This window comes from Brevundimonas sp. D3-1P (assembly GCF_055809335.1).
In genome coordinates, this window is sequence record NZ_CM147908.1 from 1,675,782 (window position 1) to 1,695,630 (window position 19,849).

18 protein-coding genes are annotated in these 19,849 nt (G+C 70.5%); 7 read left to right on the forward strand and 11 right to left on the reverse strand.

The annotated features are described in order from the left end of the window. Positions 1-57 precede the first annotated feature (57 nt). From AC0L6G_RS08550 to AC0L6G_RS08585, 8 genes are all read right to left on the reverse strand, one after another. On the reverse strand, positions 58-1,230 hold the full coding sequence (locus tag AC0L6G_RS08550) for a phage portal protein (RefSeq protein ID WP_293828849.1): 1,173 nt from the start codon (positions 1,228-1,230) through the stop codon (positions 58-60). Positions 1,231-1,335: 105 nt separating this feature from the next. Then, complete coding sequence (locus AC0L6G_RS08555; RefSeq protein WP_473251912.1) at positions 1,336-2,406, reverse strand: acyltransferase family protein; 1,071 nt, start codon at positions 2,404-2,406, stop codon at positions 1,336-1,338. 38 nt (positions 2,407-2,444) lie between these two features. Then, positions 2,445-3,572, reverse strand: a complete 1,128-nt coding sequence (locus AC0L6G_RS08560; RefSeq protein WP_473251913.1) for an SGNH/GDSL hydrolase family protein — start codon at positions 3,570-3,572, stop codon at positions 2,445-2,447. After that, positions 3,572-3,859, reverse strand: coding sequence for a spike base protein, RCAP_Rcc01079 family (locus AC0L6G_RS08565; RefSeq protein ID WP_293828779.1), 288 nt, complete (start codon positions 3,857-3,859; stop codon positions 3,572-3,574). The genes AC0L6G_RS08560 and AC0L6G_RS08565 overlap by 1 nt, the downstream gene beginning before the upstream one ends. A 55-nt stretch (positions 3,860-3,914) precedes the next feature. Next, positions 3,915-5,165: a DNA-packaging protein gene (locus AC0L6G_RS08570; protein WP_473251914.1), complete on the reverse strand. Its 1,251-nt coding sequence runs from the start codon at positions 5,163-5,165 to the stop codon at positions 3,915-3,917. Beyond that, positions 5,053-5,604, reverse strand: a complete 552-nt coding sequence (locus tag AC0L6G_RS08575) for a hypothetical protein (RefSeq protein WP_293828775.1) — start codon at positions 5,602-5,604, stop codon at positions 5,053-5,055. The genes AC0L6G_RS08570 and AC0L6G_RS08575 overlap by 113 nt, the downstream gene beginning before the upstream one ends. A gap of 22 nt (positions 5,605-5,626) precedes the next feature. Then, positions 5,627-6,088: a YcgN family cysteine cluster protein gene (locus AC0L6G_RS08580; protein WP_293828773.1), complete on the reverse strand. Its 462-nt coding sequence runs from the start codon at positions 6,086-6,088 to the stop codon at positions 5,627-5,629. 40 nt (positions 6,089-6,128) lie between these two features. Then, positions 6,129-6,467 carry a DMT family transporter gene (locus AC0L6G_RS08585; RefSeq protein WP_293828771.1) on the reverse strand — a complete coding sequence of 113 codons (339 nt, stop codon included), beginning with the start codon at positions 6,465-6,467 and terminating at the stop codon, positions 6,129-6,131. A gap of 98 nt (positions 6,468-6,565) precedes the next feature. Here AC0L6G_RS08585 and AC0L6G_RS08590 point away from each other — a divergent pair, with 98 nt between their 5' ends. The 3 genes from AC0L6G_RS08590 (at position 6,566) to AC0L6G_RS08600 (ending at position 9,897) form a co-directional block, all read left to right on the forward strand. Continuing rightward, positions 6,566-8,419 carry an ABC-F family ATP-binding cassette domain-containing protein gene (locus tag AC0L6G_RS08590; RefSeq protein ID WP_473251915.1) on the forward strand — a complete coding sequence of 618 codons (1,854 nt, stop codon included), beginning with the start codon at positions 6,566-6,568 and terminating at the stop codon, positions 8,417-8,419. Beyond that, complete coding sequence (locus AC0L6G_RS08595; protein ID WP_293828640.1) at positions 8,416-8,823, forward strand: ester cyclase; 408 nt, start codon at positions 8,416-8,418, stop codon at positions 8,821-8,823. The genes AC0L6G_RS08590 and AC0L6G_RS08595 overlap by 4 nt, the downstream gene beginning before the upstream one ends. A 99-nt stretch (positions 8,824-8,922) precedes the next feature. Then, entirely contained in the window at positions 8,923-9,897 is a 975-nt protein-coding gene (locus tag AC0L6G_RS08600; protein WP_293828638.1) for an alpha/beta hydrolase fold domain-containing protein, read from the forward strand. A gap of 18 nt (positions 9,898-9,915) precedes the next feature. Here AC0L6G_RS08600 and AC0L6G_RS08605 read toward each other — a convergent pair whose 3' ends face one another. After that, on the reverse strand, positions 9,916-12,813 hold the full coding sequence (locus AC0L6G_RS08605) for a PAS domain S-box protein (RefSeq protein WP_293828636.1): 2,898 nt from the start codon (positions 12,811-12,813) through the stop codon (positions 9,916-9,918). A 722-nt stretch (positions 12,814-13,535) separates the two neighbouring features. Here AC0L6G_RS08605 and AC0L6G_RS08610 point away from each other — a divergent pair. From AC0L6G_RS08610 to AC0L6G_RS08625, 4 genes are all read left to right on the forward strand, one after another. Continuing rightward, positions 13,536-14,714 (forward strand): TonB family protein, encoded by a 1,179-nt coding sequence (locus tag AC0L6G_RS08610; protein ID WP_293828634.1) that lies wholly within the window; start codon positions 13,536-13,538, stop codon positions 14,712-14,714. 44 nt (positions 14,715-14,758) lie between these two features. Further along, on the forward strand, positions 14,759-15,799 hold the full coding sequence (locus tag AC0L6G_RS08615; protein WP_293828632.1) for an ABC transporter substrate-binding protein: 1,041 nt from the start codon (positions 14,759-14,761) through the stop codon (positions 15,797-15,799). 96 nt (positions 15,800-15,895) lie between these two features. After that, on the forward strand, positions 15,896-16,783 hold the full coding sequence (locus AC0L6G_RS08620; RefSeq protein ID WP_473251916.1) for a hypothetical protein: 888 nt from the start codon (positions 15,896-15,898) through the stop codon (positions 16,781-16,783). Then, positions 16,780-17,895 (forward strand): DUF2336 domain-containing protein, encoded by a 1,116-nt coding sequence (locus AC0L6G_RS08625; RefSeq protein WP_293828527.1) that lies wholly within the window; start codon positions 16,780-16,782, stop codon positions 17,893-17,895. Before AC0L6G_RS08620 ends, AC0L6G_RS08625 begins: the two co-directional genes overlap by 4 nt. A gap of 121 nt (positions 17,896-18,016) precedes the next feature. Here the strand turns inward: AC0L6G_RS08625 and AC0L6G_RS08630 are convergent, their stop codons facing one another. Further along, positions 18,017-18,445 carry a Ros/MucR family transcriptional regulator gene (locus AC0L6G_RS08630; RefSeq protein WP_291538695.1) on the reverse strand — a complete coding sequence of 143 codons (429 nt, stop codon included), beginning with the start codon at positions 18,443-18,445 and terminating at the stop codon, positions 18,017-18,019. Between the two features lie 151 nt (positions 18,446-18,596). Next, the gene (locus AC0L6G_RS08635) at positions 18,597-19,817 is read right to left on the reverse strand and encodes a DUF2336 domain-containing protein (protein ID WP_293828529.1); all 1,221 of its coding nucleotides are present in this window, start codon (positions 19,815-19,817) and stop codon (positions 18,597-18,599) included. Positions 19,818-19,849 lie beyond the last annotated feature (32 nt).

A 19,849-nucleotide genomic window follows, 5' to 3' on the forward strand; every position in this document is an offset into this window, starting at 1 on the left:
CGTCCAGGCCGCCCTTACGCACCGCTTTCTCGCCACTGACCACTCGCCGCTCGCCACTCAACTTCCCAGCCCCGCCATCCGCCGACGCTCTTCGTCCGTCAGGAAGCTCGCCGCTTCCAGCCGCGCCCACAGGGCGTCGCGCTCGGGCTGCAGGGCCGAGACCGCGTCCAGGTCGGCGCGCACCTCGCACCCCGCGAACCGTCCGCCCAGCCAGCCCGTCATCGCCCCCGCCGCCTTTCGGACCAGCGGGATCACCGTCTGCCGCCAGAAGGCCGCATTGGCCTCGCGATAGTTGGCGTAGGTCGCATCCCCCGGTATCCCCAGCAGCTGCGGCGGAACCCCGAAGGCCAGGGCGATCTCGCGCGCCGCCGCATGTTTGCCGGCCGTGAAATCCATCTCCGCCGGCGTCAGGCTCAGCGGTTTCCAGTCCATCCCGCCCTCCAGCAGGATCGGCCGCCCCGCGTTCGTCGCCCCGGCGTAGACGTTCGACAGCTGGTCCTTCAGCGCCTCGAACTGCCCGTCCGTCAGCCGCTCGCCGTTCCTCGCGCCGCAGACCAGCGCGCCCGACGGCCGCGCCGCATTGTCGAGCAGCGCCTTGTTCCAGGCGCCGGCCGCATTGTGCGCATCCACCCCTTGCGCCGCCGCCTCCAGCGGCGACAGCCCGTACCAGTCGTCCAGCGGGTGCCACAGCTTCAGGTGCATCACCGGCGCCCAGCCGTCCGCCGCCCGCCCGATCCGCACCGAGCGTCCGTCCACGGAATAATCCCACGCCTCGGGCCAGCCCGACCGGCCGGGAACCACCTTCACCCGGTCCGATCGCAGCGCCCACAGCTCGTCCGGCGCCCCGTCCCCGTCCGCATCGCCGGTCGCCTCGACATAGGCGTTGCCCGACACCTGCAGCGCCCCATAGACCGCCTCCATCAGCTCCGCCCCCGACTGTTCGGGATTGGGCCGGCGGATCAGTCTGGCCAGCGGATGGCCGTCGTCTCGCGCCCCGTCCACGAACACCGCGAACGGCGCGGACGCCGCCGCTTCCGCGATCATGCGGATGCAGCGATAGGCCACCGCATTCTTCTGATAGCCCTCGCGCGCCAGGCTGGCGTAGTCGTTGGGCGTCCAGCGCGGCCGCCCCACGCCCGACAGGGCGATCACCCCGCCCGTCCGGCTCTCCTTCGCCTCGGGCGCGCGCCCGCGCCCCGCCTGGCCGAACGGCCACCGGATCGAAACCATCGTGTGGATTTCCCTTTACTTCGTCATCCTCGGGCCTGTCCCGAGGATCCATACTCACGGTGCTCGCCGCTCAACGCCGGCGTTTATGGATCCTAGGCACAAGGCCTAGGATGACGGCGAATGAAGCAAGGCGCGGGGTCTTGGCGACGCCATCAACCGCAACAGCGGCCTCTCGACCCACAGATGCGCCGCAACCCCCGCCGCCAGACTGGCCAGCACGGTCAGCGCCACCACCCCATCCCCCGGCAAGGCGACCATCCCGCTCTCGAACAGCCGACCCAGCGCCCGGATCACCAGCACATGGGTCAGATAGATCGAATAGGACGCATCCCCCATGAAGGCCGCCGCCCGCGCCAAAGGTCCGGGCGCAACGTCCGTCCGCTCCATCCGCACGACGCCGAACACCAGCAGGGCGGCCGGCAGGCCCCAGATCAGCACCCGCGCCATCCCCGTCGCCGGATCGTTCAGCGCCTCGACCCCGTCGATCCGGCCATAGCCGAAAACCAGGCCCAGCCCGAACCCGGCCAGCGCCAGCCCGACCGCCCACACACCCGACCAACGCGGCGCCCGTCGCCACGCCCCGGCGATCGCGACGCCCAGCAGGAACTCCAGAATGATCGGCGCGCCCCAGAACCTCAGCACCGGCGCCGCCGCGAAAAATCCCGCGATCAGCAACAGCCCATAGACCCCGGCCAATCCCCATCCGACCCGCCGTCCGCCCGCCATCGCCAGGCCGAACGCGCCGTAGAACAGCATCTCGAAACACAGGGTCCACCCCGGCCCCAGCGCCGGAAACGTCATCTCCAGACCGCTGAACGGCCAGAACAGAAAGGTCGCCGCCGCCACGTCCGGGGCCAGCGTCCCGCCCCGCGCCATGCCGATCAGGATCGGCAGGGACAGCAGCCAATAGATCGGCGCCAACCGACGAAACCGTCGCCACAGAAACGCACCCGCCGCCCCGACGCCCGCCTGTCCCCGCGTCGTCGTGGCGATGACGAAGCCGCTGACGACGAAGAACACGTCCACGCCCACAGCGCCGAAATCCGCCAGCGGCCCGGCGCCGAACGCGGTCGCCAGCCCCAGCCGCGTCCCCGCCAGGTCCACGGCGTGGGCCGCGACCACCGCCGTCGCCGCCGCGAACCGCAGCGCCTGCACCCCATGGAACCGCTCCCCCATCCGCCACGGTTAACACCGGGCGCGAGGGACCGACAACCTCAGATCATCACGCGCGCCCGCACGGCCTCGGCGATCAGGGCCTGGCCCGCTGCATTGGGATGGACCGCATCGAACATCAGCCCTCCGTCGAAGATCCCGCCGAACAGGGCCGCCCCGTCGATGGGCGTCGCCAGCCCCTTGGCCGCCGCCACCTCGAACGCCGCGTCGCGTATCGCCCCCTGCGCGGCGTAGCCGGCCTTGCCCTGGGCCGGATCGGACGGACAGCCGGTCATCAGCAGCACGTCGCCGCTCGCCAACGCCCGGTCGATCAACAGCCCCAGCTGGGTCTTGTAGGTCGCGACCGCCGTCCCCGCGTTCCAGTCGTTGATCGTCAGACAGACCACCGTCAGATCCGGCGCGACGACCGGCAGCGCGCCATAGGCCCTGTACGGCTGGTCCGTCGTGGTCCAGTCCGCCGCCTTCGACCCGCCCCACCCGGCGTTGATCACCCGCGCCCGCCTGACGTCCGCGCGCCAGGCGACCCCGCCCGCTACGAACACCGCCCCGCCCGAGGCCCAGCGCACCGTCACCGGCCCGCCGGTCTCGGGGAAGGCGACGGTCGCGATCTCCATTCCCGCCGCCTTGGTCGTAGCGATCGTGGCGCGCACGACGCCGTCGGTCTCGACCGTCAAGACCCCCAGCGCCGTATTGGTCACGGCCCACAGGTCGAACCGGTCCGCCGTCGTATCGGGCTGAAAGCTCCAGCCCCCGCCCGACCCCGCCGCGCCGGAAAACAGTTTGCCGCCCATCCCCGTCAGGGCGTTGACGCTCCATCCGGCGCCCAGGGTCACGCGCGGATCATAGGCCGGATAGCCCCCGGCGGCCGCATCCGCCGTCCCCGCCCCGGCGACCGACGCCGCCCAGGCCGGCAGGCCCCGCCCACTCATCAGCACCGCCAGCCGCTCGGGCCAGGCCCCGGCCCGCCCGTTGGGCGTCCAGCCGCCCGACACGGCGCCGAACCCCTGGGTCACGCTGTCGCCGATGCACAGCAGCCGCGCCTCGCGCCCGCCCGCCTGCATGGTCCGCACCGCCGCCGACCAGGCGGGCAGGTCGGCGACGGCGAACCCTGCACGGCCCAGCACCCCGCCCGGCGCCGCCGACGCCGGCCCGACCTCCACCCCCGGCATCAGTCGAAGACCGCCACGATCTGGGTCGCCGTCGTGCCGGTCGCCAGCACGCGCCGGACCTGCACCGGCAGCCAGCCGACCGGATGATTGGCGAAGGTCACGGCCTCCCCGTCCTCGGCCCCAACCGTCAGTACACGGACATTGCCCGCCGCCCCGACATACAGCGCCTTGGCGTAGGCGTTCAGATCCGCCGTATCGCTGGGCGCCGCCGCGACCGCCCGCCTGGCCGGTCCCCCGGCCTCGCGCCCATGCGTCAGCAATCCGTCCCGCTCTGGAATAGCCGGCATATCGTCTTCTCCTGTTCCAACAAATTCTCCCTCCCTGCGGAGAGGGAAACGACCTCTAGAAACCGCGCACCCACGGCCCCGCCGCGCGCGGCTCCAGCATCAGTCGCGTGATCCCCCAGACCAGGGCGTCGGCCCGGTCCGGGCTGGGTCCGCCCTCGGACCCCAGGGCCAGCATCTCCTCCTCCAGGGCCGAAAAGGCCTCGCAGTGGATCACCCGCCCCTGTTCGTAGAGCAGCGCCACCGGCTCGGCCCGCGCGGCCTTGGAGCGCGAGGCGTGGACCATTTCGATCCTGGCCGGGCAGTCGCTTGCCCCCAGGACCGCGCGCACCATGTCGCCGCCCTGGTTGCCCTCGGCGATCACCTCCTGCGCCTCGAAATCGCGCGCCGCCTGACAGACCGCCGCCGCCCAGCCGCTGGGCGAACGTCCCCGGACCGTCCGGTCGGCCAGGACGAAGGCCCGTCCGTCCTTTCGCCCGACCACCACTATGCCGCAGGCGTCGCCCCGCGCCGTCGCAGGCGGATCGACCGCCACGACCACCCGGTCCAGTTCGGGGGGCCGCGCGCCCCTGGCCCGCCTCAGTTCCTCGATGGAGAACAGGGCGCCCTCGCCCTCGACCACCAGCCCCTCCAGCTCCTGCGCCGCCAGCCGCGTCCCGCCATAGACGTCGGTCAGATGCGCCAGAAATCCGGGCGACAGGTTTTCCGCGTTCAGCGCCGTCGCCGCCCGCTCCGTCACCGTCCCGGCCTCGGCCATCAGCCTGCGCAGCGCCGGGATCGGCCGGGGCGTCGTCGTCACCGCCAGCAGCGGCTCGGTCCCCAGACGCAGGCCGAACCTCAGGTTCGACAGCACCAGGTCCGGCCGGCGCCAGGCGCAGAACTCGTCGGCCCAGGCCGCATGAAACTGCGGTCCTCTCAGACTGTCCGGGTCCTCGGCCGAAAACGCATAGGCGGCCGACTGATTGCGCCACACCAGCCGACGCCGCCCCGCCTCCCAGCGCGGCCGGTCGCCCGGCTCCGCCAGGGCCTTGATCCCCGACGCTCCCTCCACCATCACCTCGCGCACGTCGTGCAGGGCGGGACCGACCAGGGCCAGGGTGACGCCGGGCAGTTCGCGCGCCATGATGTCGATCCAGACCGACCCGGCGAAGGTCTTGCCCGAGCCCCGGCCGCCCAGAAGCAGCCAGGTGCGCAGATCATCGTCGGTCGGCGTAAACTGATGCTTGGCTATCCGGCAGTGGCTGCGATGCAGCCTTAGCCCGTGCTCTTTCAGCAGCTTCGGCGTTCTTTTCTTCCAGAATCCGATCAAGCCTCGCGTGCTCGACGACCAGTTCCTGTCGGATTCGCTCGTCTTCTGCGGGGTCGTAGGTTCGTCCACCCATCTCGTCCTCTTCATCCTCGCTCAGGCACAGCAGGCGCAGCGCCTCGACCGCCCTGGCCGATCGCGCGATCACGCCGATCTGGCGCGCGGTCTTCTCGGCGGCGGCGGGCTCGGACATGTCCGTGTCGCACACCGTCTCGACCGCCGCTTCGATCTTGGCCTTCATCTTCAGAAACAGCGGCTCCAGCCACCCGGCGCAGGCCGCGGCCCCGCCCGCGTCGCGGTTCGCCGCACCGCCGCGCCCGCCCTCTTCGTCGTCCCGATTTCCCGCCATGTCCGAACCATAGCGCACCAGCGTCCTCAGGCCGGAAGAAGGCCCAGATAATTTGACAACCGGTTGTTTTATCGGAATTTCAACCAGCGACATCGCGCGGGTTGCGGGCGTGAACCTATCGTTCGCGGCCCCGTTCGACCGCCCATTCCGGCGCCTCGAAGTCCAGCGCGTCCTCCGGTTCGGCCAGGTCCAGTTCCGAAATCGTCTGCCCCCGCACCGACACCCCGGCCGTATGCACCGTCTCGCGGCTGCCCGAGATCAGGTGATGCCATTTCGCCAGCGTCCGCCCCTCGTGCAGCCGGCGATAGGCGCAGGATTTCGGCATCCATTCCAGGGCCTCGATGTTCTGCGGCGTCAGCTTGATGCAGTCCGGCACCTGCGCCTTGCGGTTGGCGTAGTCCGAGCAGGAACAGGCCTTGGAATCGAACAGCTTGCAGTGCACCCGCGTCGGAACGACCTCGCCCGTATCCTCGTCCTCGAAGCGGATCACGCAGCACAGCCCGCACCCGTCGCACAGCCCCTCCCACTCGGCCGGCGTCATCTCGTCCAGGGTCTTGGTTTCCCAATAGGCTTGCATGGCGCGCCTCTTACGCGCCCATTCGGGCGCTGTCGCGGCCTCAATGCCCCACGGTCTTGGAGAACAGGTTGATGACCACCACCCCGCCCACGATCATGGCCAGCCCCGCCATCGCCGGCAGGTCCAGTCTCTGGCGGAAGACCGCCGCCCCGACGACCGAGATCAGCACCACCCCCAGCCCGCTCCAGATCGCATAGGCGATCCCCACCGGCATCTGCCGCAGGGCGATCGACAGCAGATAGAAGGCCAGGCCGTAGCAGGCCGCCATCCCCGCCGTCGGCCAGGCCCGCGTGAACTGCTGCGAGGCCTGCAGCAGGCTGGTCCCCGCCACCTCCAGCGCGATGGCGCCCAGCAGCGCCGCCCAGGTGATCATGCTCATGCCGCGCCTCGTTCGCCCATCGCCCCACCTACAGCCGGTCCGGCCCAAAGCGTCAACGCCGATGGCCGAAGCGCCGGTCTATCGCTATATGCCCGCCCATGGCAGCCAGACCCCCTCTCGTCGCGCTCAAGGACGTCCGCCTCCAGGACGGCCAGCGCCCCCTTTTCGACGGCGTCGACCTGGCGGTCGAACCGCGCAGCCGCGCCGCCCTGGTGGGGCGCAACGGCGCGGGCAAGTCCACCCTGATGAAGGTCGTCATGGGCCTGGTCGAGCCGGACAGCGGCGACCGCTCGGTCCAATCCGCTGTCCGCTTCGCCTATGTGCCGCAAGAGCCGGATCTCAGCCCGCCCTCAAGTAGCGCAAGCGATAGGGCGACGAAGGAGTGGACCCTGCTCGACTACGCCTCGGCCGGCGAGGCCGAAAGCTGGACCGCCGAGGCCTGGCTGGCCACCTTCGGCCTGGACCCGGCCAAGTCCACCCAGGGGCTGTCGGGCGGCGAGACCCGCCGCGCCGCCCTGGCCAAGGCCTTCGCCGAAGAGCCCGACCTGCTGCTGCTGGACGAGCCGACCAACCACCTCGACATCCTGGCCATCGAGCTGCTGGAGAACGAGTTGATCTCGGCCCGGTTCGCCTTGCTGGTCGTCAGCCACGACCGCGCCTTCCTGAACCGCGTCACCGACACCGTCCACTGGCTGGAAGGCCGCCGCGTCCGCACCCTGAACAAGGGCTTCGTCCAGTTCGACGAATGGTCGACCAAGGTGCTGGAGGAAGAGGCCGAATCCCTGCGCCGCCTGACCAAGACCATCGAGCGCGAGACCGCCACCTTCTACTCCTCCATCACCGCCCGCCGCAGCCGTAACGAAGGCCGCGCCCGCTCGCTCCAGGCGCTCCGCGCCGAGCGCGCCGAGAAGATGAAGGACGTCCCGCGCGAACTGTCCCTGGGCGTCGATTCCGGCGCGACCTCGGGCAAGCTGGTCGCCGAGATCAAGCACGTCTCGAAGGGCTTTGGCGGCCGCACCCTGTTCAAGAACCTGACCACCCGCATCATCCGCGGCGACCGCCTGGGCATCGTCGGTCCCAACGGGGCGGGCAAGACCACCCTGGTCAAGACCCTGCTGGGCGAACTGGCCCCGGACGAGGGCACGGTGCGCATGGGCGCCAATCTGGAGCCCGTCTATCTGGACCAGTCGCGCGAGGGGCTGAAGTCCGACATGACCCTGTGGGACGCCCTGACGCCGGGCGGCGGCGACAGCATTCTCGTGCGCGGCGTGTCCAAGCACGTCGCCGCCTACGCCAAGGACTTCCTCTTCTCCGAGGCCCAGCTGCGCCAGCCGATCTCGACCCTGTCGGGGGGCGAGCGCAACCGGCTGTTGCTGGCCCGCGCCCTGGCCAAGCCGGCCAATCTGCTGGTGCTGGACGAACCGACCAACGACCTGGACATGGACACGCTGGACAAGCTGGAGGAGCTGTTGGAGGGTTATGACGGCACCCTGATCCTGGTGTCCCACGACCGCGACTTCATCGACCGCCTGTCAACCTCGACCCTGGCCCTGAACGGGCGCGGCGACATCGTCGAGACCCCCGGCGGCTGGACCGACTTCATCCGCCAGAACCCCGGCTTCCTCCAGCCCGGCGCCAACCCCCGCCCCCAGGACAAGGCCGCCGCCCAGCGCGCCGCCGAGGCGGCCCCGCCCGCCGTCGCCCCCAAGAAGACCGCCAAACTCTCCTTCAAGGACGCCCACCGCCTGAAGGAGCTGGAATCCCTGATCGATGCGCTGCCCGCGGTCATCGCCAAACACGACGCGACCCTGGCCGACCCCACCCTCTACGCCCGCGACCCCAAGGCCTTCGACGCCGCCATGAAGGCCGCCGAAAAGGCCCGCGCCGACCTGGAATCCGCCGAAATGGAATGGCTGGAGCTGGAAGAGAAGAAGGCTGCGCTGGCGACATGAGCCGCAGCGAACTCGACGCTCTGGCCGGTCGCTGGATGACCTTCTGGCAGGGCGCCGACCTGGTCGATTTCACCGCCCTGCACACGCCGGACTTCGTCGATCACGCCGCCGCCGGGCGCCCGTCCACCCGCGAAGGCTTCCGCGACGGCGTCGCCGCCCTCTACCGCGCCTTTCCCGATTTCCATGCCCGCATCGAGGATCTGGTCATAGACGAGGCCGCCGCCAAGGTCGTCGTGCGCTGGTCCGCCACGGGCCGCCATGCCGCACCCTTCATGGGCGTTGCGGCGACCGGCCTGACCCTGGACTTTCGCGGCCTGGAGATGCTGCACTGCCGCGACGGCCGGATCGCCGCGCGCTGGGGCGAATGGGACGGCGAAAGCCTGCTGGACCAGTTGCGCGCCTGATGGCCTGCGTCCGGCCGCGGGGACAGCCCGAGGGTGACGGTCTATGAAAGCGGGCTTCGGCCCCTTGAAACTAAACCCGCCGACGCACACTCACGCTTCATGACCCTGCGCACCCACATCGTCGACTTCGCCCCGCCTCAAGAGGCGGCCGTGCGGCGCATCAACGCCGCCCTGGCCCGCGCGCCCCGCCTGCGCACCGACGGCTGGCGCATCGATGCGGGCCAGCGGCTGTCGCTGTGGCTGGATGCGGCGGCCGGGCGCGTCACCACCCCCCGCCTGAAGAAGCGCGGCGTCACGGTCGAGATCGTCCAGACCGATGGCGATCATCCCGTCCCCTTGCGCATCCTGCACCCCAGCGGAACCCCCCGCGCCGTCATCCTGGACATTCACGGCGGGGGCTGGGTGCTGGGCAGCGCGGGTCTGAACGACCGGCTGAACGCCCATCTGGCGCATCACGGCTTCTGCGTCGTCTCGGTCGACTACCGCCTGCTGTCCGAACGTCGCCAGGTCTATATCGACGCCGCCATCGCCGACTGCCTGGCCGCCGCCTACTGGACCGTGACCAACGTCGACCGGCTGGGCGCCGCGACCCTGTTCATCGCGGGCGAATCCGCCGGCGGGCATCTGGCCGCCCTGACCGCCGTCGCCCTGCGCGACCGGGGGCTGATCGACCTGGTGAAGGGCTGCGTCTTCGTCTACGGCGTCTTCGACCTGTCGGGGACCGAGAGCGTGCGGTCGGCGGGCCCGGAGACCCTGCTGTTCGACGGCCCGACCATGCGGGCCGACCTGGCCCGCCTGGCCCCCGACCGCGACGAGGCGGGCCTGCGCCAGCCCGACGTCTCGCCTCTGTATGCCGACCTGACCGGCCTGCCGCCCGCCCTGTTCCTGGCCGGCGAATACGACCCCCTGTTCGAGGACAGTCTTCTGATGGCGACCCGCTGGGGCGAGGCGTCCGAGGCCGATCTGATCCGCGCGCCCCAGGTCCCGCACGGATTCCTGCATTTCGGCGGCCCCGCCGCCCGGGGCGCCCGCCGCGCCATCCGCACCTGGCTGGACGCCCGGCTCGGGGACTGACGAAGGGCGCGCGGCCCCCTAGCTTTCGATCAGTTCGCGTATGCGCCCGCCCAGGGCCTCCATGGCGAAGGGCTTGGTCATGACGTGCATGCCGGGGTCCAGGTGGCCGTTGCCGACCACGGCGTTCTCGGCGTAGCCGGTGATGAACAGCACCTTCAGGTCCGGCCGGTCCAGCCGCGCCGCATCCGCCATCTGGCGCCCGTTCATCCCGCCCGGCAGGCCCACGTCCGTCACCAGCAGGTCGATCCGCGCCCCGGACTGCAACAGCTTCAGCCCCGTCACCCCGTCCGACGCCTCGATGCACTGATAGCCCAGTTCGTGCAGGATTTCGGCGACCAGCATCCGCACCGTCGGCTCGTCGTCCACGACCATGACCGTCTCGCCGGCCAGGGCGCGCGGCGCCTCCGCGATCTCGGGAACCGGCTCGCCCTCCTCGACCTCGCCCAGGTGGCGGGGCAGATAAAGGCAGATCATCGCCCCCTGCCCCGGCTCGGAATAGATGCGCACCTGCCCGCCGGACTGGCGCACGAAGCCATAGATCATCGACAGCCCCAGCCCCGTCCCCTCGCCCAGCGGCTTGGTGGTGAAGAAGGGTTCGAACGCCCGCGCCGCGACCTCGGGGGCCATGCCGCCGCCCGTGTCGCTGACGCAGATGGAGACATACTGCCCCGGCTCCAGGTCCTGGACCTTGGCCGCGCGCGCGTCGATCCAGCGGTTGCCGGTCTCGATGGTCAGCCGCCCGCCGTCGGGCATGGCGTCGCGCGCATTGATGCACAGGTTCAGGACGGCGTTCTCCAGCTGATGGGCGTCGACCAGCACGGGCCACAGACCGGCCCCGGCCACGACCTCCAGATGGACGCCCGGCCCGGTGGTTCGCCGGATCAGCTCCTCCATGCCGCGGATCAGGCGGTTGGGGTCGGTCGGCTTGGGGTCCAGCGTCTGGCGGCGCGAAAAGGCCAGCAGCCGGTGCGTCAGGGCCGCCGCCCGCTTGGCCGCCCCTTGCGCCGCCGCCGCGAACCGCTCCACGTCGTTGAACCGCCCCTGGGCGATGCGGTTGCCGATGATCTCCAGGCTGCCGGTGATGCCGGCCAGCAGATTGTTGAAGTCGTGGGCGATGCCGCCGGTCAGCTGGCCGACCGCCTCCATCTTCTGGCTCTGGCGCAGCGCCTCCTCGGCCTGCATCAGGGCGCTGGTGCGCTCGGCGACCTGGTCTTCCAGCGTCTCGTTGAAGCGCGCCAGTTCGGCCGCCTGGCGCCGCAGGTCCTCGATGTCGATGTTGGAGCCGACCCAGCGGGTGATCCGGCCCTCCTCGTCATGGACCGGCTCGGCGCGCGACATGAAGGTGCGGTAGGCCCCGTCGTGGCGGCGGATGCGGAATTCGGCCTCATAGACCTGGCCGCTGGCCAGCGATCGGGACCAGCTCTCGGCCACGCGCGCCAGGTCGTCGGGATGCACGATCCGGGCCCAGGCGTCGATCCCGTTCAGTTCGCCCTGGCCCAGGCCGCTATAGGCGTAGACCTGCGGGTTGAACCAGTACAGCGACCCGTCCGCCCAGCTGGCCCAGATCTGGTTCGGCGTGGCCTGGGCGAAGACCCGGAACTGGGCCTCGCTGTCGCGCAGGGCGGCCTCGCTGCGGGCGCGCTCGGTGGCCAGCCGCACCCGTTCCGCCACCTCGCGCATCAGCCGCAGGTCGCTGTCGCCATAGGCGCGCGGGGTGGCGTTGTTGACGAACACCATAGCCACGACCCGGCCCTGCTCCATCAGCGGCATGTTGACGAAGGAGCCGGCGCTGATGCGTTTCAGCACCTCGGCCGTGGCGGCCGTGCGCGGGTCCTGGGCGACGTCGGCGATCACGACCGTCTCGCCGCGCTTGATGTCGTCGATGTACGATCCATGCTCGCGGAAGGCCAGGGTTCCGGCGATGCTGGCCACGCCCGGCTGGTTGAAGTCGCGCTCGATGGTGATGGTCTCGCCGACCGTGTCGACCGTGCCGTATCCGGCGCGGCTGACCCCCATGGTCCGGGCCAGGACCTCGGCCGAGGCCTGGGCGATGTCGCCGGCGTCGGTCAGGTCGCGAATGGCGTCGCTCAGCTCCAGCAGGGCGTTCTGGCGCGCCTCGCTCTGTTTGCGCTCGGTGATGTTGTTGAACAGGATCGCGACCTGGCCGGCGTCGGGCGGGCCGATCCGCAGCGCCTGAACGTCGTACCACCGCCCGAAGATGTCGGCCGGGTTCTCGAACCGGGCGGGCTCGCCGGTGCGCGCCACCCGCCCGTACAGCTCGAACCAGTGCCGCTCCAGGCCCGGCGCGATTTCGCTGACCCATTTGCCGTAGGGATCGACCAGGCCGGTCATCTCCTCGAAAGCCGCATTGCCTTCCAGGATCTTGTAGTCGACGGGGCGGTCGTCCGCGTCGAACCTCATCTCGATCAGGCAGAAGCCGGTCGCCATGGCGGCGAACAGGGCGCTGTAACGGGCCTCGCTCAGCGCCAGGGCCTGGTCGGCCTGGAACCGCGCCGTGACGTCGACGCCCTGGACGAAAACGCCCCATACCCGCCCCGTCGCGTCCTTCAGCGGCTGGAACACGAAGTCGACGTAGCAGTCCCTGACCTCGCCGCCCGGCGCGGCCTGGACGGCGTAGAAGGCGCTTTCGGCCCGATGCGCCTCGCCCGTGCGATAGACCTGGTCCAGCAGGTCCAGATAGCCCTGGTCCACCGCATCGGCCAGCACCTCGACCAGAGGTCGTCCCAGCACGTCGCGATGGCCGATCAGCTTCTGATAGTTGGGATTGGTCAGTTCGAACCGATGGTCGGGTCCGACCAGCAGCGCCATGAAACCGGGCGCATGGGCGAACATCTGCGTCAGCTGATCGCGATCAAAGCCGATGGACAAGGCGCCTCCAGACACAGTGGCGGACATGGAGCTCCCCTTGGACCCGCATCGCCGATCAAACAGAACCCGCATCCCCCGAAGTCGTTGCAGCGGCGGACCCGCGGATCATCTCGACACGGCCAGGGCCGCAGGCTTCTTGTGGACAATTCAAACCGCTGATCCGCAACCGCGAATTCGATCCGTCCACCGATATTAACAGGCTTGTCCACCGCCGCCGGGCCGTTGGTGCACATCGGGGCGAAATCGGGCGCTTGCCTCATAGCCGGTTTCGTCGGAACGTCAACAGGCCAAGGGACACGGCGGCGCGGAAATCCGGGGGAGACCCCGGACGTCGAGCGAACCGGCCCGGCTCTCCGACCCGGAGCTTCGGGCGGTCTTCGGATCGTAACGGGCGACAGGCGGGATCAAGGCTTCGATCTTTCGACGGTCTTCGGATCGACGAGGGAAAGAGGAACCGGATCGGGATCGACGGACGATGCAGTCGCAATGCCGCATCGGACCCAAGACCAGGAGCGCGACAGGATACAGCCGACCGTCCTTTCGGGTTCGCCCGCGACGACGCCCAGGCCGAGGTCCTGACCCGAACGGCCAAGTCCAACCCGGACTTGGCGAGGGGACGAAGCAGACGGGTCCGCCCGAACGCTTCGTCCCCTCGCTCAATTGGGGCCGCGCCACGCCGCCTTTGTCACACAATCGGGCTAGACAGACCCCGTCCGCCCTGCATCCATCAGGTGCAGATGGAGACACCCATGCGCGCCGCCCTCCTGCCCGCCCTCGTCCTGATCGCCTCGCCCGCCGCGGCGCAGGACCGCGTCGAATATCTGGGTCCGCCCGTGATCATGCCGGCGGCGAGAGACACGGATCGGCCGGAGGCGATGGTGGTCAATACGCCGTCTGCCGAGGCGCGCTGCGACGGCGTGGCGGTTCAGCCGGTCCAGGCCGAGCAATTCGCGCCCACCGCCTTCTCGCCATCTCCGAGAATGGGCCGGATCGGCGACGGTCTGATGGATTTCGACATCGACGCGGACGGTCGCCCCCTGAACATCCGCCCCGTCCAGCCGTCCACCGCGCCCGTGGGCGCCGCCGATAGCGCCGGGCTTCAGGCCGTGCTGGCCGGCTGGCGCTTTCCCGCCGGGAAACGCGACGGATGCCGCCTGACCCTGAGCTGGCGCACCCATGCCCTCGCTGAAGCCGAGACCGCGGACCTGATGAAACTGTTCGCCATGGGCCAGACGGCCCGCCCGATCCGCGAAGCTGTGGCCTTGCGCCTGGGCGGCGAAGGCGCGGACTGCGGCGATCGCTGGGGCGGACGGCTGCCGAAGTTCGTCTCATATCCCGACTTCATGACGGGACGCCGCCCCGCGCCGGGCTCGCGCGCCTGGACCGTGGTGCGCTGGAACATAGACGCCGAGGGCAAGACCACCGAGGTCGAGACCCTGGGCTCTTCGGGCGACGCCGATCTCGACGCCGAGACGCGACGCGCCATTTCCGACAGCGCCGCCCGCCCGGGGCCTGCGCGCAAGGGCTGCGTCGCCAACTATTATCGCTGGGGCCAGCCCCTGGCCGCGCCGCCGATCACGCCCGCCCATCAACGCGAAGACCCGCTGCAGAACTGCCCGGCCGAGATCGGCCAGCGGTTCAAGGCGCGGCGCGAGCCGATCTATCCCGCCGCCTTCAGCCAGCGCAGCATCGAGGGCTGGGCCTTGATCCGCTTCGACATCGCGCCCTGGGGCGCCTTGGGCAATGTCGAGGTGGTCGAGTCGCAACCCGCCGCCGCATTCGGCGACGATGCGCGCCGGATGGTCCAGAACAGCACCGCGACCCCCGCCTTCAACGCCGGCGTCCGTTGCGTCGTGCCGGTGCGCTACCTTATGCCCGAAAGCCTGCCCGGCGGAGACGCCTCGACGGGAACCGCGAGCGCGGACTGACGCCCCGCCTTTCCAACGCCCCCATCGCCTCGTAAATCAGGGGCATGAGCTTATCGGGGAATCGGTTCCTGACCCGTCGCCGCGCCCTGGTCGCGGGGGCCGCGGCCATCGGGGCCGGGGCGATGGGTCTGCGCGCCTGCGGCCGGTCCGAGGCGCCGGTGGACGACCAGGGGCGGGTGCGGCTGCGCTTCGCCCTGGACTGGCGCGCCCAGGCCGACCATGGCGGCTTCTACCAGGCCCTGGCGAGCGGGGCCTATGAGAAGCGGGGCCTGAACGTCCAGATCGTCCAGGGCGGCCCCGCGGCGAACGTGCCGCAGCTGCTGGCCGCCGGCGCGGTCGAACTGGGCATGGGCTCCAACAGTTTCACCCCGATGAACCTGGTCGCGTCGGGCGCGCCGGTGAAGGCGGTCGCCGCCTTCTTCCAGAAGGACCCCCAGATCCTGATGGCCCATCCCGATCCGGCGCTGCGCACAATCGCCGATCTGGCCGACCGGCCGTTCCTGGTGGCCCAGGCGGGGATCGAGACCTTCTGGGTCTGGCTGAAGGCGACCTATGGCTTCACCGACGCCCAACTGCGTCCCTACGCCTACGACCCGGCCCCCTTCATCGCCAATGCGCGCGCGGTGCAGCAGGGCTTTTTGACCAGCGATCCCTATGCGATCGAGCAGGCGGCGGACTTCGACCCCAAGGTCTTCCTGCTGGCCGACGAGGGCTATCCGTCCTACGGCGCCGTCGTCCTGGCGCCCAACGCCTTCGCGCGCGACAACGCCGCGGCCCTGCGCAGCTTCATCGCCGCCTCGGCCGAAGGCTGGCGCGACTACATCCGGGGCGACGCCTCGGCCGGCGACGCCCTGATCCGCCGGGACAATCCCGACATGACGCAGGCCCGGCTGGACCAGGCGCGCGAGCGGCTGCGCGACGGGGGCGTGGTCGACGGCGGCGACGCGGCCCTCTACGGCCTGGGCGCCCTGACGGCCGAGCGGTGGCAGGCCTTCTTCGAGGCGATGTCCAAGGCGGGGGTCTATGACGCCGGGTTGAACTGGCGCGACGCCTTCACCGACAACTACCTGCCCGGCCGGGGCTGACGCACGCGGGCGGCGCCCCCCGACGCGGCGTTAGCGCGGGATTAAGCGGTGACGCCTATCCTGACGGTTGAACAAGCCTCAGCCGGAGAGCCGCCTTTGCGCCGCGCCCTCGTTCCCGCCGCCGTCCTGACCGCCGCAAGCGCGCTTGCCGGCGCGGCCGCCGCCCAGTCGGCGCCCGTCAACGGGGCGGGGCTGCGCTATCTGTCCTGGCCGGGCAAGCCGCCGGCGGGGGCGCGCCCGTCGCCCGCGCCGGCCCCGGCCGAAACCGCCCCCGTGGTCACGCCCGCCAGCCGCACCCTGCCCCTGGCCCGGCTGTCCCCGCCGCCCGCCGCCTCGGTCGAGACGCCGCGCCGGGGCCTGACGCCCGCCACGGCCTGGACCGCCCCCACGCCCCAGGCCTATCCGACGGTACAGGCCTATCCGACGGCCGCGCCCGTCCAGACCTACGCCCAGCCTCCGGTCCAGGCCCGAATTCAGGCCCCCGTCCCCCAGCCGGGCCCAGAACAGGTCGCGCCCCGACCCGCGCCCGTCCAGACGGTCGACGTCCAACCGAGCGCGGCCGAACCGGCTCAGCTCCAGGTCCAGAACCAGACCCAGACCCGGGCCGAGACCCCGCCCCCCGCCGCCGACCCCATGGCCCCGCGCCGCGACGCCCCCATCTTTCGGCTGATGCGGCCCCAGGCCGGGGTCGCGGCGGACGGCGCGGCGAACGGGGCGGCGCCTGCGGCCGCGCCGCAGCAGGCGGCCCAGCTGGCGCCCGGCGAACAGACCGCCCGCTACTATTCGGTCCACCGCCAGGCCGGCCGCCACCCCGACGCCATCTCCGCGCCCCAGCCGACCTATCTGGACGCCCTGCCGGTGCAGATGACCCAGACGCCCCAGTCGAACGACCTGGCCCAGCCCGACGGCCCGCCCGCCCTGATCCGCAACGCCAACGGTTCCCTGCGCGCCGCGCCCCAGACCCAGGCCGACGACCTGCCATGAACGACCGATCCGTCGTCGAGACCGCCGTCGTCTCCGGTTCCCGCCTGCCTCAGCTGATCGCCCTGGCCGGCGAGGAATCCAGCGACAAGCGCCGCCTGCTGCTGCGCGAGCTGACCAACCATTTCTTCGGCGCGCCCGAGCACAGCCCCAGCGAGACCGCCCTTTACGGCGCGGTCCTGGCCAAGCTGTCCGACGAGATGGAAGAGGCCGTCCGCGCCGAACTGGCCGCCCGGTTCGCCACGGCCCCCAATGCGCCCCACAGCCTGATCCGCCGCCTGGCCGACGACGCGCTGGAGGTGGCCGAGCCGGTGCTGCGCGGCTCCACCGTCCTGACCGACGACGATCTGATCCGGGTCGTGCGACAGCGCGGCCAAGGCCATCTCCGCGCCGTCTCCGGCCGCGCCGTGGTGCCCGAGGCGGTGTCCGACATCATCGTCGAACGCGGCGACGACGACACCCTGGGCGCCCTTCTGCGCAACGACGGCGCCCGGCTGTCGCGCGCGGCGTCCGAGACGGCCGTCGAACGGGCCAAGGTCAATCCGGCGCTGCACGCCGCCGCCGTCGAGCGCCAGAACCTGCCGGTCGACCTGCTGAACGAGATGTATTTCGTCGTCGAGGCCCGGCTGCGCCACCAGATCCTGGAGCAGAACGCGCGCCTCGATCCCGATCTGCTGGAGGCCGCCCTGGCCGCCGGCCGCACCCGGGTCGCCACCGACGACGGCGCCCTGCCGGCCGACTACGCCGAGAACCTGGCCTATGTGAACGAGCTGCACGCGGCCGGCCAACTGACGCCCCAGGTGCTGATCCGCTTCCTGCGCTCGAACGGCCGCACGCCCTTCCTGATCGCCCTGTCCAAACTGGCCGACATCGACTTCCACACCGCGCGCGGCATCGTGGAGCGCAAGGACCTGGACGCCCTGTCGGTGGTCTGCAAGGCCGCCGACATGGACCGCGCCGTCTATCTGACCTACGCCGTCGCCGTCCTGGGGTCCGAGGACAATCCGATGGGCAAGGCCGCCGCCTATGGTCGGATGTACGGCGAACTGACCCGCGACGCGGCCATGCGGACCCTGCGCTTCTGGCGGATGCGCCGGACCGCCCAGGCGGCGTAGCCCCCGTCGTCTCCGCCCCCCCCCGTGGGGAACTCATGAAATCGGGAGGAGACATCGGGCCCCAAAGCAAAACGCCCGCCTCCTTGCGGAAGCGGGCGTCGCTATACCGAAGAGCGTCGGCTTATTTCTTGACGCGCGGCGTGCGGGCCGGCTTGCGGCCGCCCTGGCCCAGGCCCATCGACTTGGCCAGTTCGGAACGGGCCTTGGCGTAGTTGGGGGCGACCATCGGATAGTCTTTGGGCAGACCCCATTTGGCGCGGTATTCTTCGGGGCTCATGTCGTATTTGGTGCGCAGGTGACGCTTCAACGACTTGAACTTGCGGCCGTCCTCCAGACAGATCAGGAAATCGGGCGCGATCGACTTCCTGATCGGCACCGCCGGTTCCTTGGGTTCCGGTTCGGCCTCGACCGGGCCGCTGGAAACACCCGACAAGGCGGCGTGGATACTGGCGATAAGCGACGGCAGGGTCTCGGCCGAGACTGTATTGTTGCCCACATAGGCGGACACGATGTCTGCGGTCATCTCGAGCAGTTCGGGCTTATCTTCCATTCGCGTCGTCGCTTTCCTGATTTATTGCGTTCGACCGATTCCCCGGCCGGAACATCCCTGATCGGCTAATAGAGTTATTCGACCGCGAAAGCAAATCGGCCGGTGATGACCGCTCTATGCACGTCGTTGCGCATATCTGTAGTGGTGAAACTCACCGCCCGAAGTCTTCGGCCAACACCATCATCGCCGCGCGTTCGGGCGCCGAATATTCGTCGACCGCCTCGTCCTCGCCGTCGCGTATGGCGCGAAGCAGAGCGGGCGTCAGGGCCGAGGATAGAGACCAGTTCCAGTAACGCAGCACCGTCTGCGCCCGGTCCACGGCCAGCATTTCATAGGTGATCTGCACCCGTTCCCAGTCGGGATGGACATGACCGTCGACCGTGGTCTCGGGCCGGCGCATCGAGCGCCACAGATTGGCCAGGTCGGCGCGCGACATCCCCGTGGCCTTGCACAGTATGGCCAGCGGCTCGCCCCCCGGATCGCCCAGCAGCTTGGCCCCCGTCAGCGGCTTGATCCCCGACAGGAAGGCGATCTCCGAGGCCGTCTCGCGCGTCAGCCCATCGCGCCCGGCGACCATGACGGCCTGTTCCAGACTGTCAAACGGGCTCTTGGCGACGGCGCCGCGGTTGCGCTGGCGCCGCTCGATGAACTGCAGGGCCTTGCGCGCCACGGGGTCGGACCAGCCCTCGGCCGCCGCCATGCCGAACACGTCCTCCGACGCCTCCTGCATCACCTCGCGCGACACGGCGAACCGTTGCAGTATTGTGCGCCGGTCCTCCGGCCCGCACCACCAGAACATCACATAGGCCCCCGACGGCCTCAGTTCGGGGCGTTTCAGCAGAAGCCCGCACAGGCCCGGCGACCGTCGGCTCAGGCCCACCACCGTTTCGATCCCCGCCTGCGACAGCCGGGCCGAGGCGTTGCGCAGCACCGCCTCCATCACCGCCATCTCGCCGAAGGCGAACAGGGTCTCGGTCACGATCTCCGACAGGCCGCGCCGCTGGGCGATCAGCAGCCGATGCTCCGGCCCCGCATCGCGCGCGCAGCCGACGATGTCGGCGTCGCTCAGGGAGGCGCATTGTTCGATCAGCGGGCCCGCGATCTCCACCTCGTCGCGCAGCAGGATGCGGGCCACGCTGTTGGGCAGTTCGGCCAGGGGCGCTAGTCGGGCGGCGACGCGGCGCCGCTCCTCGCGCGAGGCCAGGCGCAGCATCTCGACCAGCAGATCGCCCGTCACGGCGCGCTCGAAGGCGTTGATCCGGCTGGCGGGCAGCGACACGACATCGGCCAGCCGCTTCAGCAGCGCGCGGCGCGCCTTCAGCGGCGTTTGCGACGCCGGTTCGTCGGCGATCATGGCAGGTCGTTCGCCCATGGGCCCAATCTAGACGCGAGCGGTTAACCGGG